Source organism: Undibacterium sp. YM2 (genome assembly GCF_009937975.1).
In the GTDB taxonomy this organism is placed as follows: domain Bacteria; phylum Pseudomonadota; class Gammaproteobacteria; order Burkholderiales; family Burkholderiaceae_D; genus Undibacterium.
In genome coordinates, this window is sequence record NZ_AP018441.1 from 5300046 (window position 1) to 5314006 (window position 13961).

Sequence of the window (13961 nt, forward strand, 5' to 3'; positions counted from 1 at the left end):
TACCCAGGAGTTACACTAAAAACGTAGATATTAGCACCACAAATAGTGCAAAGACACTCTCACATTTGTTTTCCGTGCACTGTCCGCACATTTGCAGTCTGTCTCAGAATAGCAGGACGTCAATTACACATACAGGCCGGGTTCAGGATGCATGTGTGTATGAACAAGCAACAACCGGGCGATTAAAGTACGGTTTTCATCAGCATATCTGGATTCTCAATGAATCAGCATTGGTGCAGATCATCTGTCCACCATGGCCATTCTCTCGTTGCTATAACGTTCGCCCGCTACAGTTTGCATTGCCAGGCCCAAGGCTTGCATATCCGCATTGTCCAGTATGACATCGCTGGCATGCAGATTTTCTTCCAGATACTTTACGCGTTTGGTGCCTGGAATGGCGACGATATCCTGTCCCTGGTGCATGACCCAGGCCAGGGCCAATTGAGCTGGACTGATATTTTTAGCTCTGGCAATTGCTATTACCTGATCGGCTGCCTGCATATTGCGATCAAAATTCTCACCCTGCAAACGCGGATCAAGATGGCGAAAATCCGTCGCTGGATAAGCTTCAGCGCGTAGCGCGCTACCGCTGAGAAATCCACGTCCCAGCGGGCTGAACGGCACCAGGCCTATACCCAGTTCACGCAAGAGTGGCAAAATCTGATCTTCCAGATTGCGCTCCCATAAGGAATATTCACTCTGCAATGCACTGATGGGGTGAACCGCATGCGCGCGGCGTATGTTGTTTACTCCGGCTTCTGACAGCCCCAGGAAGCGCACTTTGCCTTGCTGTACCAAATCAGCCATGCAGCCTATGACTTCTTCTATCGGGATGTTTGGATCAACTCTGTGCTGATACAAAAGATCAATGTAATCCGTACCCAGTCTTTGTAAAGAACCTTCTACTGCCTGACGTATATGTGTGGGGTGGCTGTTCAGGCCGGTTATTTGATTGTCTTCTATCTTGAAGCCAAACTTCGTGGCGATTACGACTTCACTTCGCCTGCCCTGCAAGGCTTTGCCCAGCAAAGCTTCGTTGGCATAAGGGCCGTATTGTTCTGCCGTATCAAAAAAATTCAAACCCAGTTCCAGCGCCCTGTGGATGGTGGCTATGCTTTCCTTTTCATCGGCAGCACCATAGGCTGTGCTCATGCCCATGCATCCCAGCCCCAGCTCAGAGACGAGCAAACCCTGTTGCCCCAGTTTACGAATTTTCATCATTTGATTCCATTTTTAAAATTCAAGGTACGCATCAACACAACCAGACTCCACTCGCGCTGATTTGCCAGCACGGCGATCAATATCATCGCCATGCCCAGCAATTGCAGTGCACTCAAGACCGTAGAAAAAAACCACACATCGACCAGCAAAGCCACCAGCGGATAAATAAAGGACAAGCTAGCAATACTCGTGGCCGGCAATTTTTGAAAAGCATAGTACATGAGTTTATACATCAGCCCGGTATGGACAAAGCCCAGCAACAATAAACTGCCCCAGCTTTGCCAGTGCCAGCTCCAGTTGGATAAATCTGCCATCGGTGCCAATACCAGGGCACCCGTCAGCAATTGCAAACCAGCGATCTGCGCCGGGGCTATGCCTTGCAACTTACGCGTCGCCAGGGTAGCGAAGGCATACAGCAATGCTGCCAGCAAGGCCAGCCCGGCACCTGCCAATGCACGACTAAAATGTCCATCAGCACTGCGCAGCAAATCATGCCGGATATCCAGACCCGAGCTAAATACCACTCCAGCAAAAGCCAGTAGTAAAAAAGGCAGCTTGCGCCTGATTTGCCCATCTTTTTGCGTCATGGCCAGCAAGATCAGCAAGAAGAAGGGTTGCACATGGTAGACCACCGTGGCTATCGAAATGCTGCTGAGCCTGTAGGCAGAAAACAGGCACAGCCAGTTGATAATGAGCGCTGCGGCTCCCAGCAATAACCACTTCACTTGGCTGGCATTCAAATTCTGCCAGTCACCTTGCCAGTACAGCAAGGCCAGCAGGCTAAGGCCGCCGATCAGGCAGCGTAATAAAACCACCGTCATCGCTGGCTGGCCGCTGGCCAGCACGAACAGGCCTATGGTGCCGGACAATGTCATTGCCACTAGCATTTGCCATTTTCCAGAATTCCCGGAATTACCAGAGTTGCTATTCATCGTATCCGCCTGCTTCTGATTTAAGTTGCCTCCATTATCGACAAGCTGACACTCTTCAACAATACGCATAAAATACAAATGATTATTGCCTTGATGGCAAAAATAAAAGGATATACATAATGGAAATGCTCAATGAAATGGCGATTTTTGCCCAGGTCGTGGAAAGCGGCAGTTTTTCGGCTGCGGCCCGGCAACTGGGTGTGAATACCTCGGCCATAAGCCGACATGTCGCCAGGCTGGAAGCGCATATGGGTGGCAGATTAATGCAAAGAACCACGCGTTCTTTTGCCCTGACCGAGCTGGGGCATGAGGTGCTGACAGGCAGCATGCGTATCTTGCAGGCAGCACGTGAAACCCATGCGCTAGCAGGCACTTACAGCCAGCATCCCAGCGGCGTGATACGTGTGACTGCTCCCGTCGTATTTGGCGAAGTCTGGCTGGCCCCCTTGCTGCCGGGCTTTCTGGATGCCTATCCCGATGTGTCTGTACGCCTCACGCTGATAGACAATACCCTGGACCTTATCGATGAGGGCGTGGATCTGGCGATACGCATTTCTCGCGAACTATCACCTGGTCTGGCAGCGCGGCCTCTAGGAAAAATGCGCTATGTACTGGTGGCTACCCCAGATTATCTGCAACAGTCTGGCTATCCCGCTGAGCCTGATGAGTTGACTGCACATCGCTGTATTTATCTGGGTTATGGCAGCTTTGGTGATCACTGGGTCATGCAAAAGGGCAAGCAACAATGCAATGTGCAAATCCCGGCACGACTGACGATCAACAATAGTTCAGCCATACTCGCTGCCACTCTGGCTGGTGGTGGCATAGGCCTGGTCCCGGACTTTACGGCACATGCTGCCATTGCCGCAAAACAGGTAGAAGTAGTTTTACCTGATTGGGAATTTTGCGCGCCTTATACGGGCAATATTTATGCGGTATATACGCCAGGTAAACATCTGGCCTTGAAGATCAGGGTCTTCATCGATTATCTGCTACAGGCACAAAATTCAAAGGCATCATAAGCAAAGTCATCATGCACATTTCAACTATCCAAGCTTGGTTTTTTTCATAGGCCAATAACACATAAGGTAAGCTGGATTTGTTCGTGTACGCGCATAAGGAGCAATGTAATACTGATTTTTCAGATCATTTAGAAATATCAGGTTGAACATCATGCCCTTTGCTCTGCACAGCCGCGCACTACCTACCGCTACCTCAGACCAGCAAGAAGACGCTCTGGCTATCGCCACTGCTTTGGCTGATCAACTGGCCAGCACCGCTGTTGAACGTGACCGCGCAGGCGGGCATGCGCAGCAAGAGCGTGAATGGATACGTGCCTCTGGCTTGCTGACACTTTCCATCCCGGTAGAATTTGGTGGTCAGGGTGCAGACTGGTCACTGGTGTTTCAGGTGATACGGCTGCTGGCCAAGGCCGACAGCGCACTGGCCCATGTCTTCGCTTTCCATCATTTGCAACTCGCTGGCATACAGCTGTATGGCAATGCACAGCAACAGCGCCGCTTGCTGGCAGCGACAGTAGAACAAAGATTTTTCTGGGGTAATGCTCTCAATCCACTGGACAAGCGCACTACAGCGACAAGGACAGATGGTGGCTATATCCTGCATGGCATCAAGAGTTTTTCATCTGGCTCTGTGGGAGCGGAATGGCTGACGATCTCGGCCTGGGATGAGCAGACTCAAAGCGCCCTGATCGCCGCAGTACCAACAACACAAAAAGGTATCTCGGTGCAAGCCGACTGGGATGCCTTTGGCCAAAAGCAGACGGATAGTGGCAATGTGCATTTTGAAAATGTCTTCCTGCCTGCTGATCTGGTATTGCAAGCACCAGCAACACTGCCCACTGCGCAGGCAACACTGCGCTCGCAAGTTGCCCAGCTCATCATGACGAATCTGTATCTGGGCATAGGCCTGGGTGCCTTTGATGCGGCCCGCCAATACACGCAAGAACAGGCCAGGGCATGGTTTGCTGCGGGCGTGGATAAAGCCACGGATGACCCTTTCATACAACATCGCTATGGCGAACTGTGGCTGCTATTACGCCCGGCAGTTGCCCTGGCAGACCAGGCGGCAGCGAGTCTGGAAAAGGCTTTTCGTCAGGGGCCGCTGGTCACGGCAGAAACACGCGGTGAACTCGCAATTGCCGTGGCAGAAGCAAAATGCCTCGCGCATCGCGCTGGCATAGAAGTCAGCTCGCAAATGTTTGAACTGACTGGTGCCCGCTCCACCTCGGCACGCTATGGCTATGACAGGTTCTGGCGCAATGTCAGGGTACATACCCTGCATGACCCCATCGATTACAAATTGCGCGACCTGGGCCGCTATGTCTTGAATGGCAGCCTCCCTGAACCTACTGCATATTCTTGATCGGCAATAAACGTGAGCACACCTCTTATACAAATACAGTCTGTCAGCAAGGCTTTTGCTCTGCCGGATGGCAAGACTTTTCATGCAGTCAAATCTGTCAGTCTCGATATTGAACAGGGCGATATCTTTGGCCTGATAGGCAAAAGTGGCGCTGGTAAATCAACCTTGCTGCGACTGATCAATTTGCTTGAACGTCCGGATAGCGGTGCAGTCATAGTCGCTGGGCAGGAACTGACCAGACTGGGCAAGAAAGAATTGCGCGTCGCCAGACAAAACATAGGCATGATTTTCCAGCAATTCAATCTCTTGCAAAACGCCAGTGTGTTTGAAAACGTGGCCTTCCCATTGAGAATACACACAAAGCAAAACAGGCATGAAATCGCCGCGCGTGTTGCTGAATGTTTGGATATCGTTGGCCTCGCCAACAAATCAGATAGCTATCCGGCTCAATTATCCGGTGGACAAAAACAGCGCGTGGCAATTGCCCGTGCGCTGGCCAGCAAGCCCAATGTGGTCTTGTGCGACGAACCCACCTCGGCACTGGATGCAGAAACCACACGAGAAGTGCTCGATACCCTGCGCGATATCAACCAGCGCCTCGGCGTCACTATCGTCATTGTCAGCCATGAGTTATCGGTGCTCAGCACCATATGCAACAAGGTGGCAGTCATAGAAGATGGTGAAATTGCCGAGAGTTTTTCATTAGCTGATACGGGAATATTAAGAAAAACTGCACTGGGCCGTGAGCTGGCTTTTCATGGTCAGGAGAATGGCAGCAATGCACAGTGGAAGGAATTAAGCCATGTTTGAAAACCTGATTTCATTATTGCCTGAGCTGGGTACAGCAGCGCTACAGACTTTCACCATGCTGGCCATAGGCCTGAGTGCAGCAGTGTTGATAGGTGGCCCGCTGGGTGTTCTGCTTTTCCTCGTCGGTGATGGCCAGTCGCTGCAAAACCGCCCGCTGGCGGTTTTCCTGGGCTGGCTGGTGAATACCATACGCTCATTCCCTTTCATTATTTTGCTGGTGGCGCTGGTGCCGTTCACACGTTTCATAGTCGGCACCTCAATAGGCCCGCTGGCAGCAGCCGTGCCTTTGTCGATTGCGGCCATCCCCTATTTCGCGCGACTGGTAGAACAAAGTTTTCGCGAAGTGCCACGCGGCGTGATTGAAGCTGCGCATGCGATGGGCGCATCTGAACTACAAATCATCATCCGCGTCTTGCTGGTGGAAGCACGCAGTGGCCTGGTGCTGGCACTGACTGTATTGGCGATCAGCTTTCTGTCTTACTCTGCTGTAGCAGGCGTGGTCGGCGGCGGTGGCATAGGTGACCTGGCGATACGCTATGGCTATTACCGCTTCCAGACCGATGTCATGTTCATCACGGTTGCCCTGCTGATAGCACTGGTGCAGATCATACAGTTCACTGGCAACCGCATTGCCCGTCATATCGATAAACGCTAATTCTTTATTTTTCAAAAGGACACTCTCATGTATCGTCGCCCATTCCTGCTAGCTACACTCGCTCTTGCACTCGCCACTACGTTGACTGGCTCAGCCTTCGCCAAAGACCCGAAAGAACTGGTAATAGGCACCAGTGCCGGCCCTTATGCTGACCAGGTCAAACTGGGTATCAAACCCATACTGGAAAAACAGGGTTATAAGGTCAAGGTCGTTGAATTCAATGACTACATACAACCCAACTTTGCACTGGCAGAAGGTTCACTGGATGCGAATGCCTTTCAGCACATCATCTATCTGAAGAAATTCTCGACAGACAATAAACTCGCCTTGTCCGAACTGATCAAGGTACCGACTGCGCCGATTGCCATCTACAGCAAAAAGCATAAATCCCTGAGCGAAGTCAAAGAGGGAACGACAGTTGCCTTGCCGAATGACCCGACCAACCAGGCGCGGGCGCTGGTCTTGCTGGATCAACTGGGCTGGATCAAGTTGAAGGCAAATATCGACCCTATCCGTGCATCTGAAAAAGATGTCGCCGACAATATCAAGAAAATCAAGCTGATACCGCTGGAAGCAGCACAACTGCCGCGCTCTCTCGAAGATACTGATTTCTCTTTCGTGAATGGCAATTTCGCTCTGGCGTCTGGTCTCAAACTCAATGATGCACTGGCGCGTGAAAAAATTTCGACTAATTATCAAAACCTGGTTGCCATCCGCACGGATGACAAAAGCAAGCCCTGGGTAAAAGACCTGGAAGCTGCTTATCGTTCCAAAGAATTTCTGGAAGTGACGAATAAGCATTTTGCTGGTTTCTCCAAGCCTGATTATCAACAGGCACTTGAAGTCGCAGCCAAATAGATATTTGTATGAGCAAAAAACTTATCCGCTTCAATGCATTCCAGATGAACACTGTTGGTCATCAATCACCCGGCATGTGGCGTCACCCCAGGGATAATAGTCATCGCTACATCAGCGCAGATCACTGGACAGAGCTGGCCCGCCTGCTGGAAAAAGGTTTGTTTGATGCCATCTTCCTGGCAGATGTGCTGGGTGTATATGACGTGTACGCCGGTGACACCGATGCAGCATTGCGCCATGCGATACAAGTGCCGCTGAATGATCCATTGGCGCTGGTGCCACTGATGGCCAGCGTCACCAAACATCTGGGCTTTGGCGTGACTTGCGCACTGACTTATGAACACCCTTATACCTTTGCACGCCGTATCTCTACGCTGGATCATTTGACGCAGGGGCGCATAGGCTGGAATATCGTGACGGGCTATCTGGATAGTGCAGCCCGTAACCTGGGCCTGCAAAAACAACTGAGCCATGATGAACGCTATGACCTGGCGGATGAGTACATGGAGGTGGTTTATAAGTTATGGGAAAAAAGCTGGGATGACCATGCTGTCGTGCGCGATAAGGAACGTGGTATTTATACCGACCCCGCGCATGTGCATGCCATCCATCACCATGGAAAATACTAAAGCGTGCCCGGCATACATTTGTCCGAGCCTTCACCGCAGAGAACGCCGCTGTTATTCCAGGCAGGTAATTCCACGCGTGGCACTGCCTTTGCAGCGCAGCATGCAGAATGCACTTTCGTCAGCGGCCCCAGCAAGCAGGTGGTTAAACGCTATGTTGATGATACTCGTGCAGCATTGAAAACTGCCGGGCGTGAGGCTGGCGATGTGTATATCTATGCACAGGCATTGATCATTACGGCAGAAAGCAGCGACGCCGCAAAAGCAAAATATCAGGAATATCGCCAGTACATCGATATCGATGCTTCACTGGCTTTATTGTCTGGCTGGACAGGTGTGGATTTTTCGAAGTTACCACTGGATGCGACTATCGATTACATAGAATCTGAAGGGGGCCGCTCTGCACTGGCCTCATTCAGTTCTGCTGACCCAGGCAAGAAATGGACAGTGCGCGAAGCCGCAGAATTTATCGCCCTCGGTGGCCGTGGGCCAGTGCTTGTTGGCAATGCAAGGGAAGTGGCTGATCAGCTCGAAGCATGGCTGGATGAAACCGGTATTGATGGCTTCAACCTGAGCTTCGCTCTCGCGCATGAAACTATCAAGGATGTAGTGAAGTTCATCGTACCGGAATTGCAGGCGCGGGGCCGTTACAAGACCAGCTATAGCGATGGCACTTTGCGCCAGCAGTTATTCCAGCGAGGTTCACGCCTGCCAGAAAATCACATAGGCAGAAATACACATATCAACAAACCGCTGGCTGATGCCGCTTAAAAAGGAATACCATGAAACGCCGCCATTTTCTACAACTGTCTACTGTTGCTGCAACTACTGGCATTGCAAGCTTGCCATCGCTCGTCCATGCCGCATCTGCACTCAAGGAGTTGCGTCTCGACTATGCTTATTACTCGCCAACCAGCCTGGTGTTGCGCCGCTTTGGCTGGCTGGAAGAAGAGTTTAAGGCTGATGGCACGAATATCAAATGGGTACTCAGTGCAGGCAGTAACCGCGCCCTGGAATACCTGAATGCGAATAGCCTGGATATAGGTTCTACTGCGGGACTGGCCGCCTTGCTGGCCAAGGCCAATGGCAACCCTATCAAGACACCGTATATTTTTTCACGCCCTGAATGGACAGCGCTGGTAGTGCGCAAGGATTCTGCGATAAACACTTTGGCGGATCTGAAAGGCAAAAAGGTCGCAGCGACCAAGGGCACTGATCCTTATCTGTTTTTACTGCGCGCCTTGAAAACCGCAGGTCTCAAACGTTCAGACATTGAACATGTGGGCTTGCAACATGCTGATGGCCGCGCCGCACTTGAACAAGGCAAGGTAGATGTGTGGGCCGGGCTTGACCCGCATATGGCAGCCAGTGAACTGGAGGCCAATTCACGCCTGATTTATCGTAACGTCGCTTTCAATACTTATGGCTTTTTGAATGTACGTGAAGAATTTCTGAATAACCACGGCGCGGAAGTAAGTCGCGTATTGCGGGCTTATGAAAAAGCCAGGGCATGGATACGTACCAACCCAGCTGAGGCGGCAAAAATTTTGTCCGAAGAAGCCAAGGTCAGTTTGCCGGTTGCCTTGTTGCAAATCAAATTGCGCAGTGACTTTAGCAATGCACTTCCATCGAATGAACATATACAGGCCTTGCAGGTCGCTGCACCTATACTGCAGGATGAAGGTCTGGTAAAACCTGGCGTTGATCTGAGCCGTACCATACGCGATCTTGTTGATACCCGCTTTGCCCAGAAGCTGGTCACGGTGTAACCCAGACTAGCGAACCAGTATCATGCCATCGACCAGCGCCACCATTATTGCGGATACGCCTGCCAAGACTGTCACTGTCAGCAGGCAGCGCCCTGTCATGCCGCGCTTTTTATTGGGCTTGATACTGCCTTTTGCCTTGATCGCGCTGGCAGAAATCAGTGTCAGCCGTGGCTGGATCGCGGCCAATCACTTGCCTGCTCCCAGCGAGATTTTCAATACCATTGCTCACCTGGCGCAGCAAGGCTTGCCAGCGCACATAGGCATCAGCAGCGCCAGGGTGGCGGCTGGTTTTATTTCAGGGGCCAGCCTGGCTATTGTGACCGGTTCACTGGTGGGTCTGAGTAATCGCCTGGAGGCGATACTGGACCCCAGCTTTCAGGCTTTGCGTGCGATACCTTCGCTGGCCTGGGTGCCTTTGCTGTTACTGTGGCTGGGCATAGATGAAGCACCGAAGCTGGTGCTGATTGCCATTGGTGCTTTCTTCCCTGTATATATGGGTGTGGTATCTGGCATACGCGGGGTGGACCGGCGACTCATCGAAGTGGGCAAGCTGTATCACTTGTCCACCACCGCCATGATCAGGCGCATACTCTTGCCTGCTGCTTTGCCGGCCATTATCACTGGCTTGCGCAATGGCCTCAGCCTGGCCTGGATGTTCATGGTAGCGGCAGAACTGATTGCTGCCAGCCAGGGCCTGGGTTATCTGCTGACGGATGGTCGCGAAACCAGCCGTGCCGATATCGTACTGGCGGCGATAGCCATACTCGCGGTCTTGGGCAAGAGCAGCGACTGGCTCATGCAAAAACTGGAAACGCATTTGCTGGTCTGGCGTGATACTTACCAGCATGGCAGTGGTGCGTAAGATGAGCACATTTTCATCACCGTTTTTACAAATCGAAGTCGCCAGAAAATCCTATGGCACACGTCAGATACTCAAAAACCTGCAACTCAGCGTGCAACAAGGAGAAGTTCTCAGCCTGATCGGCGCAAGTGGCTGTGGCAAGAGTACCCTGCTATCCATCATTGCCGGACTGGATGGCAATTTTGAAGGGCAAATCAGCCTGGATGGCCGCAAGCTTCAGGGTGTCAGCCGCGACATCGGTTTTATCTTCCAGGAGCCACGCTTGTTCCCCTGGCTGACGGTGGCGCAAAATATTGCTTTCGATAGTGATGACGCCAGCCGCGACCAGCCTAAAGTTGCCAGGCTATTGGCGGAAGTCGGTATGCACGGTTATGAGCATGCCCTGCCCAAGCAATTATCCGGCGGCCAGGCACAGCGCGTGGCAATTGCCCGTGGCTTATTCTCCAGCCCCAAAATCCTGTTGCTGGATGAACCATTTTCTGCTGTGGATGCCTTCACCCGTATGAAGTTGCAGGATTTGCTGATCAATATCACCTGCGAGCATGGGTTGACCATCATTCTGGTCAGCCATGATATTGATGAAGCCCTGTACCTGAGTGACCGCGTCGTACTAATGGAACATAAGGTTCAACAGACAGCGAGCATACGACAAGAATTTGCCGTATTGCAGGAAAGACCACGCAAGCGGGCGTTGCCAGCTTTATCAGCAATGAAGCTCGACATTCTGGAAAGCTTGCACGAAGCACATGCCTTTTAAGCGGATTTAAGTGCAGCAGTCCTTCATTTTTGTCATGCCGTTTTGTGGCTTTGTAAAATAAAAAGTGCATAATTTTGCAATCCAGCCCGCCTATTGGTAGGATTAGTCCTTTTCATGCCTGCTATTAATGGCGCATGGATATGATACTGGCAAGGGAGGCTGCAATTATTTCTCTCGTGCAAGTATTTGGGCAATAAGCAAATTTACCACTATTTTTTGGATGCCATGCAAAACAGCCTGACGCGCAAGCCTATCGAAATCAAGATTTCTACTGTTGTTGCTGTTGCAATTTTGCTGCATGACTCCGCTTTCCCTGTGCTCGAAGCAGCGTTGAAGGAAATGACTGCGGGTTCGCCTGACTTTTTTGATGATGAATTTGCCGTCATTGATGTCGAAGCGATTACTGAACAGACGCTGGACTGGAATGCACTGATCCCTCTGTTCAAGTCGCATGGACTGAACCCGGTTGCGGTGCGCCATGCGCGTGAAGAGGACCATGCCACCATACGCTCGCATGGCCTGAGTATAGATGTGGTCAGCAAACCCAGGACAGAGCCTGAACTTAAGCTTGAAGCCTCGCTTGAAACGCCAGTTGAACCGCAGCCGGCTCCAGCACCTGTAGAGGTAGCAGCAGTTCCGGCACCCGTTGCTGTTGAACCACAAGTCATTATCCGCAATATGCCTGCCATGGTCATCGATACGCCTGTGCGCGCTGGCCAGCGCATCTATGCACGCGGGGCTGACCTGATCATTACCGCCTCAGTCAATAACGGGGCTGAAGTGATTGCCGATGGCAGTATCCATATTTATGCACCTTTGCGTGGTCGTGCCCTGGCAGGTGCGACAGGCAATACCGAAGCCAGGATTTTTGCCCTGACCATGGAACCTGAACTGGTCTCCATCGCCGGGATTTACCGTACGTTTGAAAATGGCTTCCCGCCGTTACAGCCCCACCATCCGGTTCAAGTTAAACTGCATGGTGACAGTATTGAAGTATCATCAGTGAAATCAGCAGGCTGACGCCCCCAATTTTCAGTATCTTCGGATAGATAAAAGGAGTTATTTGTGGCAAGAATCATCGTTGTGACATCCGGTAAAGGCGGCGTAGGCAAGACTACTTCCAGTGCCAGTTTTTCTTCCGGCCTGGCCATGCGCGGGCATAAAACAGCCGTACTGGACTTTGACGTGGGTCTGCGTAATCTTGACCTCATCATGGGTTGTGAGCGCCGTGTCGTATATGACCTGGTGAATGTCATCAGCGGCGAAGCGACCCTGAACCAGGCCCTGATCAAGGATAAGCACTGCGATAATTTGTTTATTTTGCCCGCCTCACAAACCCGCGATAAAGATGCGCTGACCGAAGAAGGCGTTGAGCGGGTACTGAATGAGCTGATCAAGATGGATTTTGAATTTATTGTCTGCGATTCGCCTGCCGGTATCGAGCGCGGTGCCGTCATGGCATTGACCTTTGCCGATGAGGCTATCGTCGTCACCAATCCTGAAGTCTCTTCAGTACGCGATTCTGACCGCATCCTGGGCATCATCCAGGCCAAGTCCAAGCGTGCCCAGGCGGGTGGTGAACCGGTCAAAGAACATCTGCTGATCACCCGTTATTCACCAAAACGGGTGGAAGCTGGTGAAATGTTATCTTACACCGATGTACAGGAAATCTTGCGCATCCCGCTGATTGGTGTTATTCCTGAATCCGAAGCGGTGCTTCATGCGTCTAATCAAGGTAACCCTGCCATTCACATGAAGGGCAGTGATGTATCGGATGCCTATGAAGACGTGGTTTCCCGCTTTTTGGGGGCAGAAGTGCCCTTGCGTTTCATCAATTACGAAAAACCGGGGCTGCTGCAACGCATTTTCGGAGGCAAATAATATGGCTCTGCTTTCATTTTTATTTAATACCAAACCAAAAACCGCCAATGTGGCGAAGGAACGTCTGCAAATTATCATCGCCCGTGAGCGCACAGGCCGTGATGGCTATGATTTTTTGCCAGCATTGCGTGAAGAACTGATCGCCGTGATTTCAAAATACACCAAGGTCAATCCGGAAGATATCAAAGTGTCACTGGATAAACAGGGTAATCTGGAAGTGCTGGACGTGAATGTGGTTTTGCCGGAACTGGAATTACGGAGTTAAGTCATAAGAACACTGGCTGGTTTTACAAATACAGACAGTGCGGCGAGGAATTTACTAAAAAACAACAAAATCAGCAATTGACGCCTTCTATTAGCGGAAGTTTGTAACAAGAAGTAATTTGTGTTTTATTCACATTTTTTCACAATTACTTATTTTTTCACTTGCTTTCGATATAATGGAAGATATTCCACTTTATTTGCCGAACATCAACGGTAACATCCCATGAGAATCGCTGTACTTGACGACGACAATAACTTGCTCGAATTGGTCTGCACCATATTGAATGCAGCCGGTCATACGACTCACCCTTTCCTGAGCGGGAAAGAGATGCTGCATCAATTGCGCAGGGAGAGTTACGACATGCTGATACTGGACTGGCAAGTGCCAGACCTGAGCGGCACCGAGATTTTGCACTGGGTACGTGAAAAACTCTCTCCTACGCTGCCAGTCCTGTTCATGACCAGCCGTTCTGGTGAAGACGATATCGTCGCTGGCCTGGCAGCCGGTGCCGATGATTACATGATCAAACCGATACGCCGCAGTGAAATGGTGGCAAGGGTGCAGGCCTTGTTACGCCGCGCTTATCCAACACAGGCAGCGTCTGAACATTTACAGTTTGGCATCTATAAATTTGAGACCCGCGCTGGCCGCGTCAGTGTCAATGATGTGCCTGTAGAAATGACTCAAAAAGAATTCGACCTGGCCCTGCTGCTGTTCCGCAACCTTGGCCGTCCCCTGTCCCGCGCTTACATACTCGAAGCAGTATGGTCACGCGATGTAGATATTCCTTCGCGTACCATGGATACGCATATTTCCAGAGTGCGCAGCAAACTGGAATTGCGACCGGAAAATGGCTACCGCCTGGCGCCCGTCTACAGTTACGGCTACCGCCTCGAACAAATGACACCAGAATAAATACCTCCGGGGCAGCCAAGGCTGC

General features: G+C 51.3%; 14 protein-coding genes and 1 pseudogene. 13 read left to right on the forward strand and 2 right to left on the reverse strand.

The features are described 5' to 3' along the window. Positions 1-240: 240 nt before the first annotated feature. On the reverse strand, positions 241-1221 hold the full coding sequence (locus tag UNDYM_RS24280; protein ID WP_162043416.1) for an aldo/keto reductase: 981 nt from the start codon (positions 1219-1221) through the stop codon (positions 241-243). Continuing rightward, the gene (locus UNDYM_RS24285) at positions 1218-2153 is read right to left on the reverse strand and encodes a DMT family transporter (protein ID WP_232063584.1); all 936 of its coding nucleotides are present in this window, start codon (positions 2151-2153) and stop codon (positions 1218-1220) included. Before UNDYM_RS24285 ends, UNDYM_RS24280 begins: the two co-directional genes overlap by 4 nt. Before the next feature lie 119 nt (positions 2154-2272). Here UNDYM_RS24285 and UNDYM_RS24290 point away from each other — a divergent pair, with 119 nt between their 5' ends. The 13 genes and pseudogenes from UNDYM_RS24290 (at position 2273) to UNDYM_RS24350 (ending at position 13936) form a co-directional block, all read left to right on the forward strand. Beyond that, positions 2273-3175: a LysR family transcriptional regulator gene (locus UNDYM_RS24290; RefSeq protein WP_162043417.1), complete on the forward strand. Its 903-nt coding sequence runs from the start codon at positions 2273-2275 to the stop codon at positions 3173-3175. Between the two features lie 151 nt (positions 3176-3326). After that, entirely contained in the window at positions 3327-4538 is a 1212-nt protein-coding gene (locus tag UNDYM_RS24295) for an acyl-CoA dehydrogenase family protein (protein ID WP_162043418.1), read from the forward strand. Between the two features lie 12 nt (positions 4539-4550). Then, complete coding sequence (locus UNDYM_RS24300) at positions 4551-5348, forward strand: methionine ABC transporter ATP-binding protein (protein ID WP_162043419.1); 798 nt, start codon at positions 4551-4553, stop codon at positions 5346-5348. After that, positions 5341-6003: a methionine ABC transporter permease gene (locus tag UNDYM_RS24305; protein WP_162043420.1), complete on the forward strand. Its 663-nt coding sequence runs from the start codon at positions 5341-5343 to the stop codon at positions 6001-6003. Before UNDYM_RS24300 ends, UNDYM_RS24305 begins: the two co-directional genes overlap by 8 nt. A gap of 27 nt (positions 6004-6030) precedes the next feature. Beyond that, entirely contained in the window at positions 6031-6861 is an 831-nt protein-coding gene (locus UNDYM_RS24310) for a MetQ/NlpA family ABC transporter substrate-binding protein (protein ID WP_162043421.1), read from the forward strand. Positions 6862-6869: 8 nt separating this feature from the next. Continuing rightward, positions 6870-8258: pseudogene (locus UNDYM_RS24315) on the forward strand (LLM class flavin-dependent oxidoreductase). An 11-nt stretch (positions 8259-8269) separates the two neighbouring features. Then, positions 8270-9256, forward strand: coding sequence for an aliphatic sulfonate ABC transporter substrate-binding protein (locus UNDYM_RS24320; RefSeq protein ID WP_162043422.1), 987 nt, complete (start codon positions 8270-8272; stop codon positions 9254-9256). A gap of 22 nt (positions 9257-9278) precedes the next feature. After that, positions 9279-10118 carry an ABC transporter permease gene (locus UNDYM_RS24325; RefSeq protein WP_162043423.1) on the forward strand — a complete coding sequence of 280 codons (840 nt, stop codon included), beginning with the start codon at positions 9279-9281 and terminating at the stop codon, positions 10116-10118. Position 10119: 1 nt separating this feature from the next. Then, positions 10120-10875, forward strand: a complete 756-nt coding sequence (locus tag UNDYM_RS24330; RefSeq protein ID WP_162043424.1) for an ABC transporter ATP-binding protein — start codon at positions 10120-10122, stop codon at positions 10873-10875. Between the two features lie 225 nt (positions 10876-11100). Next, positions 11101-11895, forward strand: coding sequence for a septum site-determining protein MinC (minC, locus tag UNDYM_RS24335; RefSeq protein ID WP_162043425.1), 795 nt, complete (start codon positions 11101-11103; stop codon positions 11893-11895). Positions 11896-11940: 45 nt separating this feature from the next. Continuing rightward, positions 11941-12756: a septum site-determining protein MinD gene (gene minD, locus UNDYM_RS24340; RefSeq protein ID WP_162043426.1), complete on the forward strand. Its 816-nt coding sequence runs from the start codon at positions 11941-11943 to the stop codon at positions 12754-12756. Position 12757: 1 nt separating this feature from the next. Then, positions 12758-13021 (forward strand): cell division topological specificity factor MinE, encoded by a 264-nt coding sequence (minE, locus tag UNDYM_RS24345; RefSeq protein WP_162043427.1) that lies wholly within the window; start codon positions 12758-12760, stop codon positions 13019-13021. Positions 13022-13243: 222 nt separating this feature from the next. Beyond that, positions 13244-13936, forward strand: a complete 693-nt coding sequence (locus UNDYM_RS24350) for a response regulator transcription factor (RefSeq protein WP_162043428.1) — start codon at positions 13244-13246, stop codon at positions 13934-13936. The last annotated feature ends 25 nt before the right edge of the window (positions 13937-13961 follow it).

Coding starts and splice junctions, on each gene's coding strand:
- UNDYM_RS24305 (WP_162043420.1), top strand. CDS start 5,341: ATGTTTGAAAACCTGATTTCATTATTGCCTGAGCTGGGTACAGCAGCG.
- UNDYM_RS24320 (WP_162043422.1), top strand. CDS start 8,270: ATGAAACGCCGCCATTTTCTACAACTGTCTACTGTTGCTGCAACTACT.
- UNDYM_RS24285 (WP_232063584.1), bottom strand. CDS start 2,153: ATGAATAGCAACTCTGGTAATTCCGGGAATTCTGGAAAATGGCAAATG.
- minE (WP_162043427.1), top strand. CDS start 12,758: ATGGCTCTGCTTTCATTTTTATTTAATACCAAACCAAAAACCGCCAAT.
- UNDYM_RS24295 (WP_162043418.1), top strand. CDS start 3,327: ATGCCCTTTGCTCTGCACAGCCGCGCACTACCTACCGCTACCTCAGAC.
- UNDYM_RS24330 (WP_162043424.1), top strand. CDS start 10,120: ATGAGCACATTTTCATCACCGTTTTTACAAATCGAAGTCGCCAGAAAA.
- minC (WP_162043425.1), top strand. CDS start 11,101: ATGCAAAACAGCCTGACGCGCAAGCCTATCGAAATCAAGATTTCTACT.
- UNDYM_RS24290 (WP_162043417.1), top strand. CDS start 2,273: ATGGAAATGCTCAATGAAATGGCGATTTTTGCCCAGGTCGTGGAAAGC.
- UNDYM_RS24350 (WP_162043428.1), top strand. CDS start 13,244: ATGAGAATCGCTGTACTTGACGACGACAATAACTTGCTCGAATTGGTC.
- UNDYM_RS24325 (WP_162043423.1), top strand. CDS start 9,279: ATGCCATCGACCAGCGCCACCATTATTGCGGATACGCCTGCCAAGACT.
- UNDYM_RS24310 (WP_162043421.1), top strand. CDS start 6,031: ATGTATCGTCGCCCATTCCTGCTAGCTACACTCGCTCTTGCACTCGCC.
- UNDYM_RS24280 (WP_162043416.1), bottom strand. CDS start 1,221: ATGATGAAAATTCGTAAACTGGGGCAACAGGGTTTGCTCGTCTCTGAG.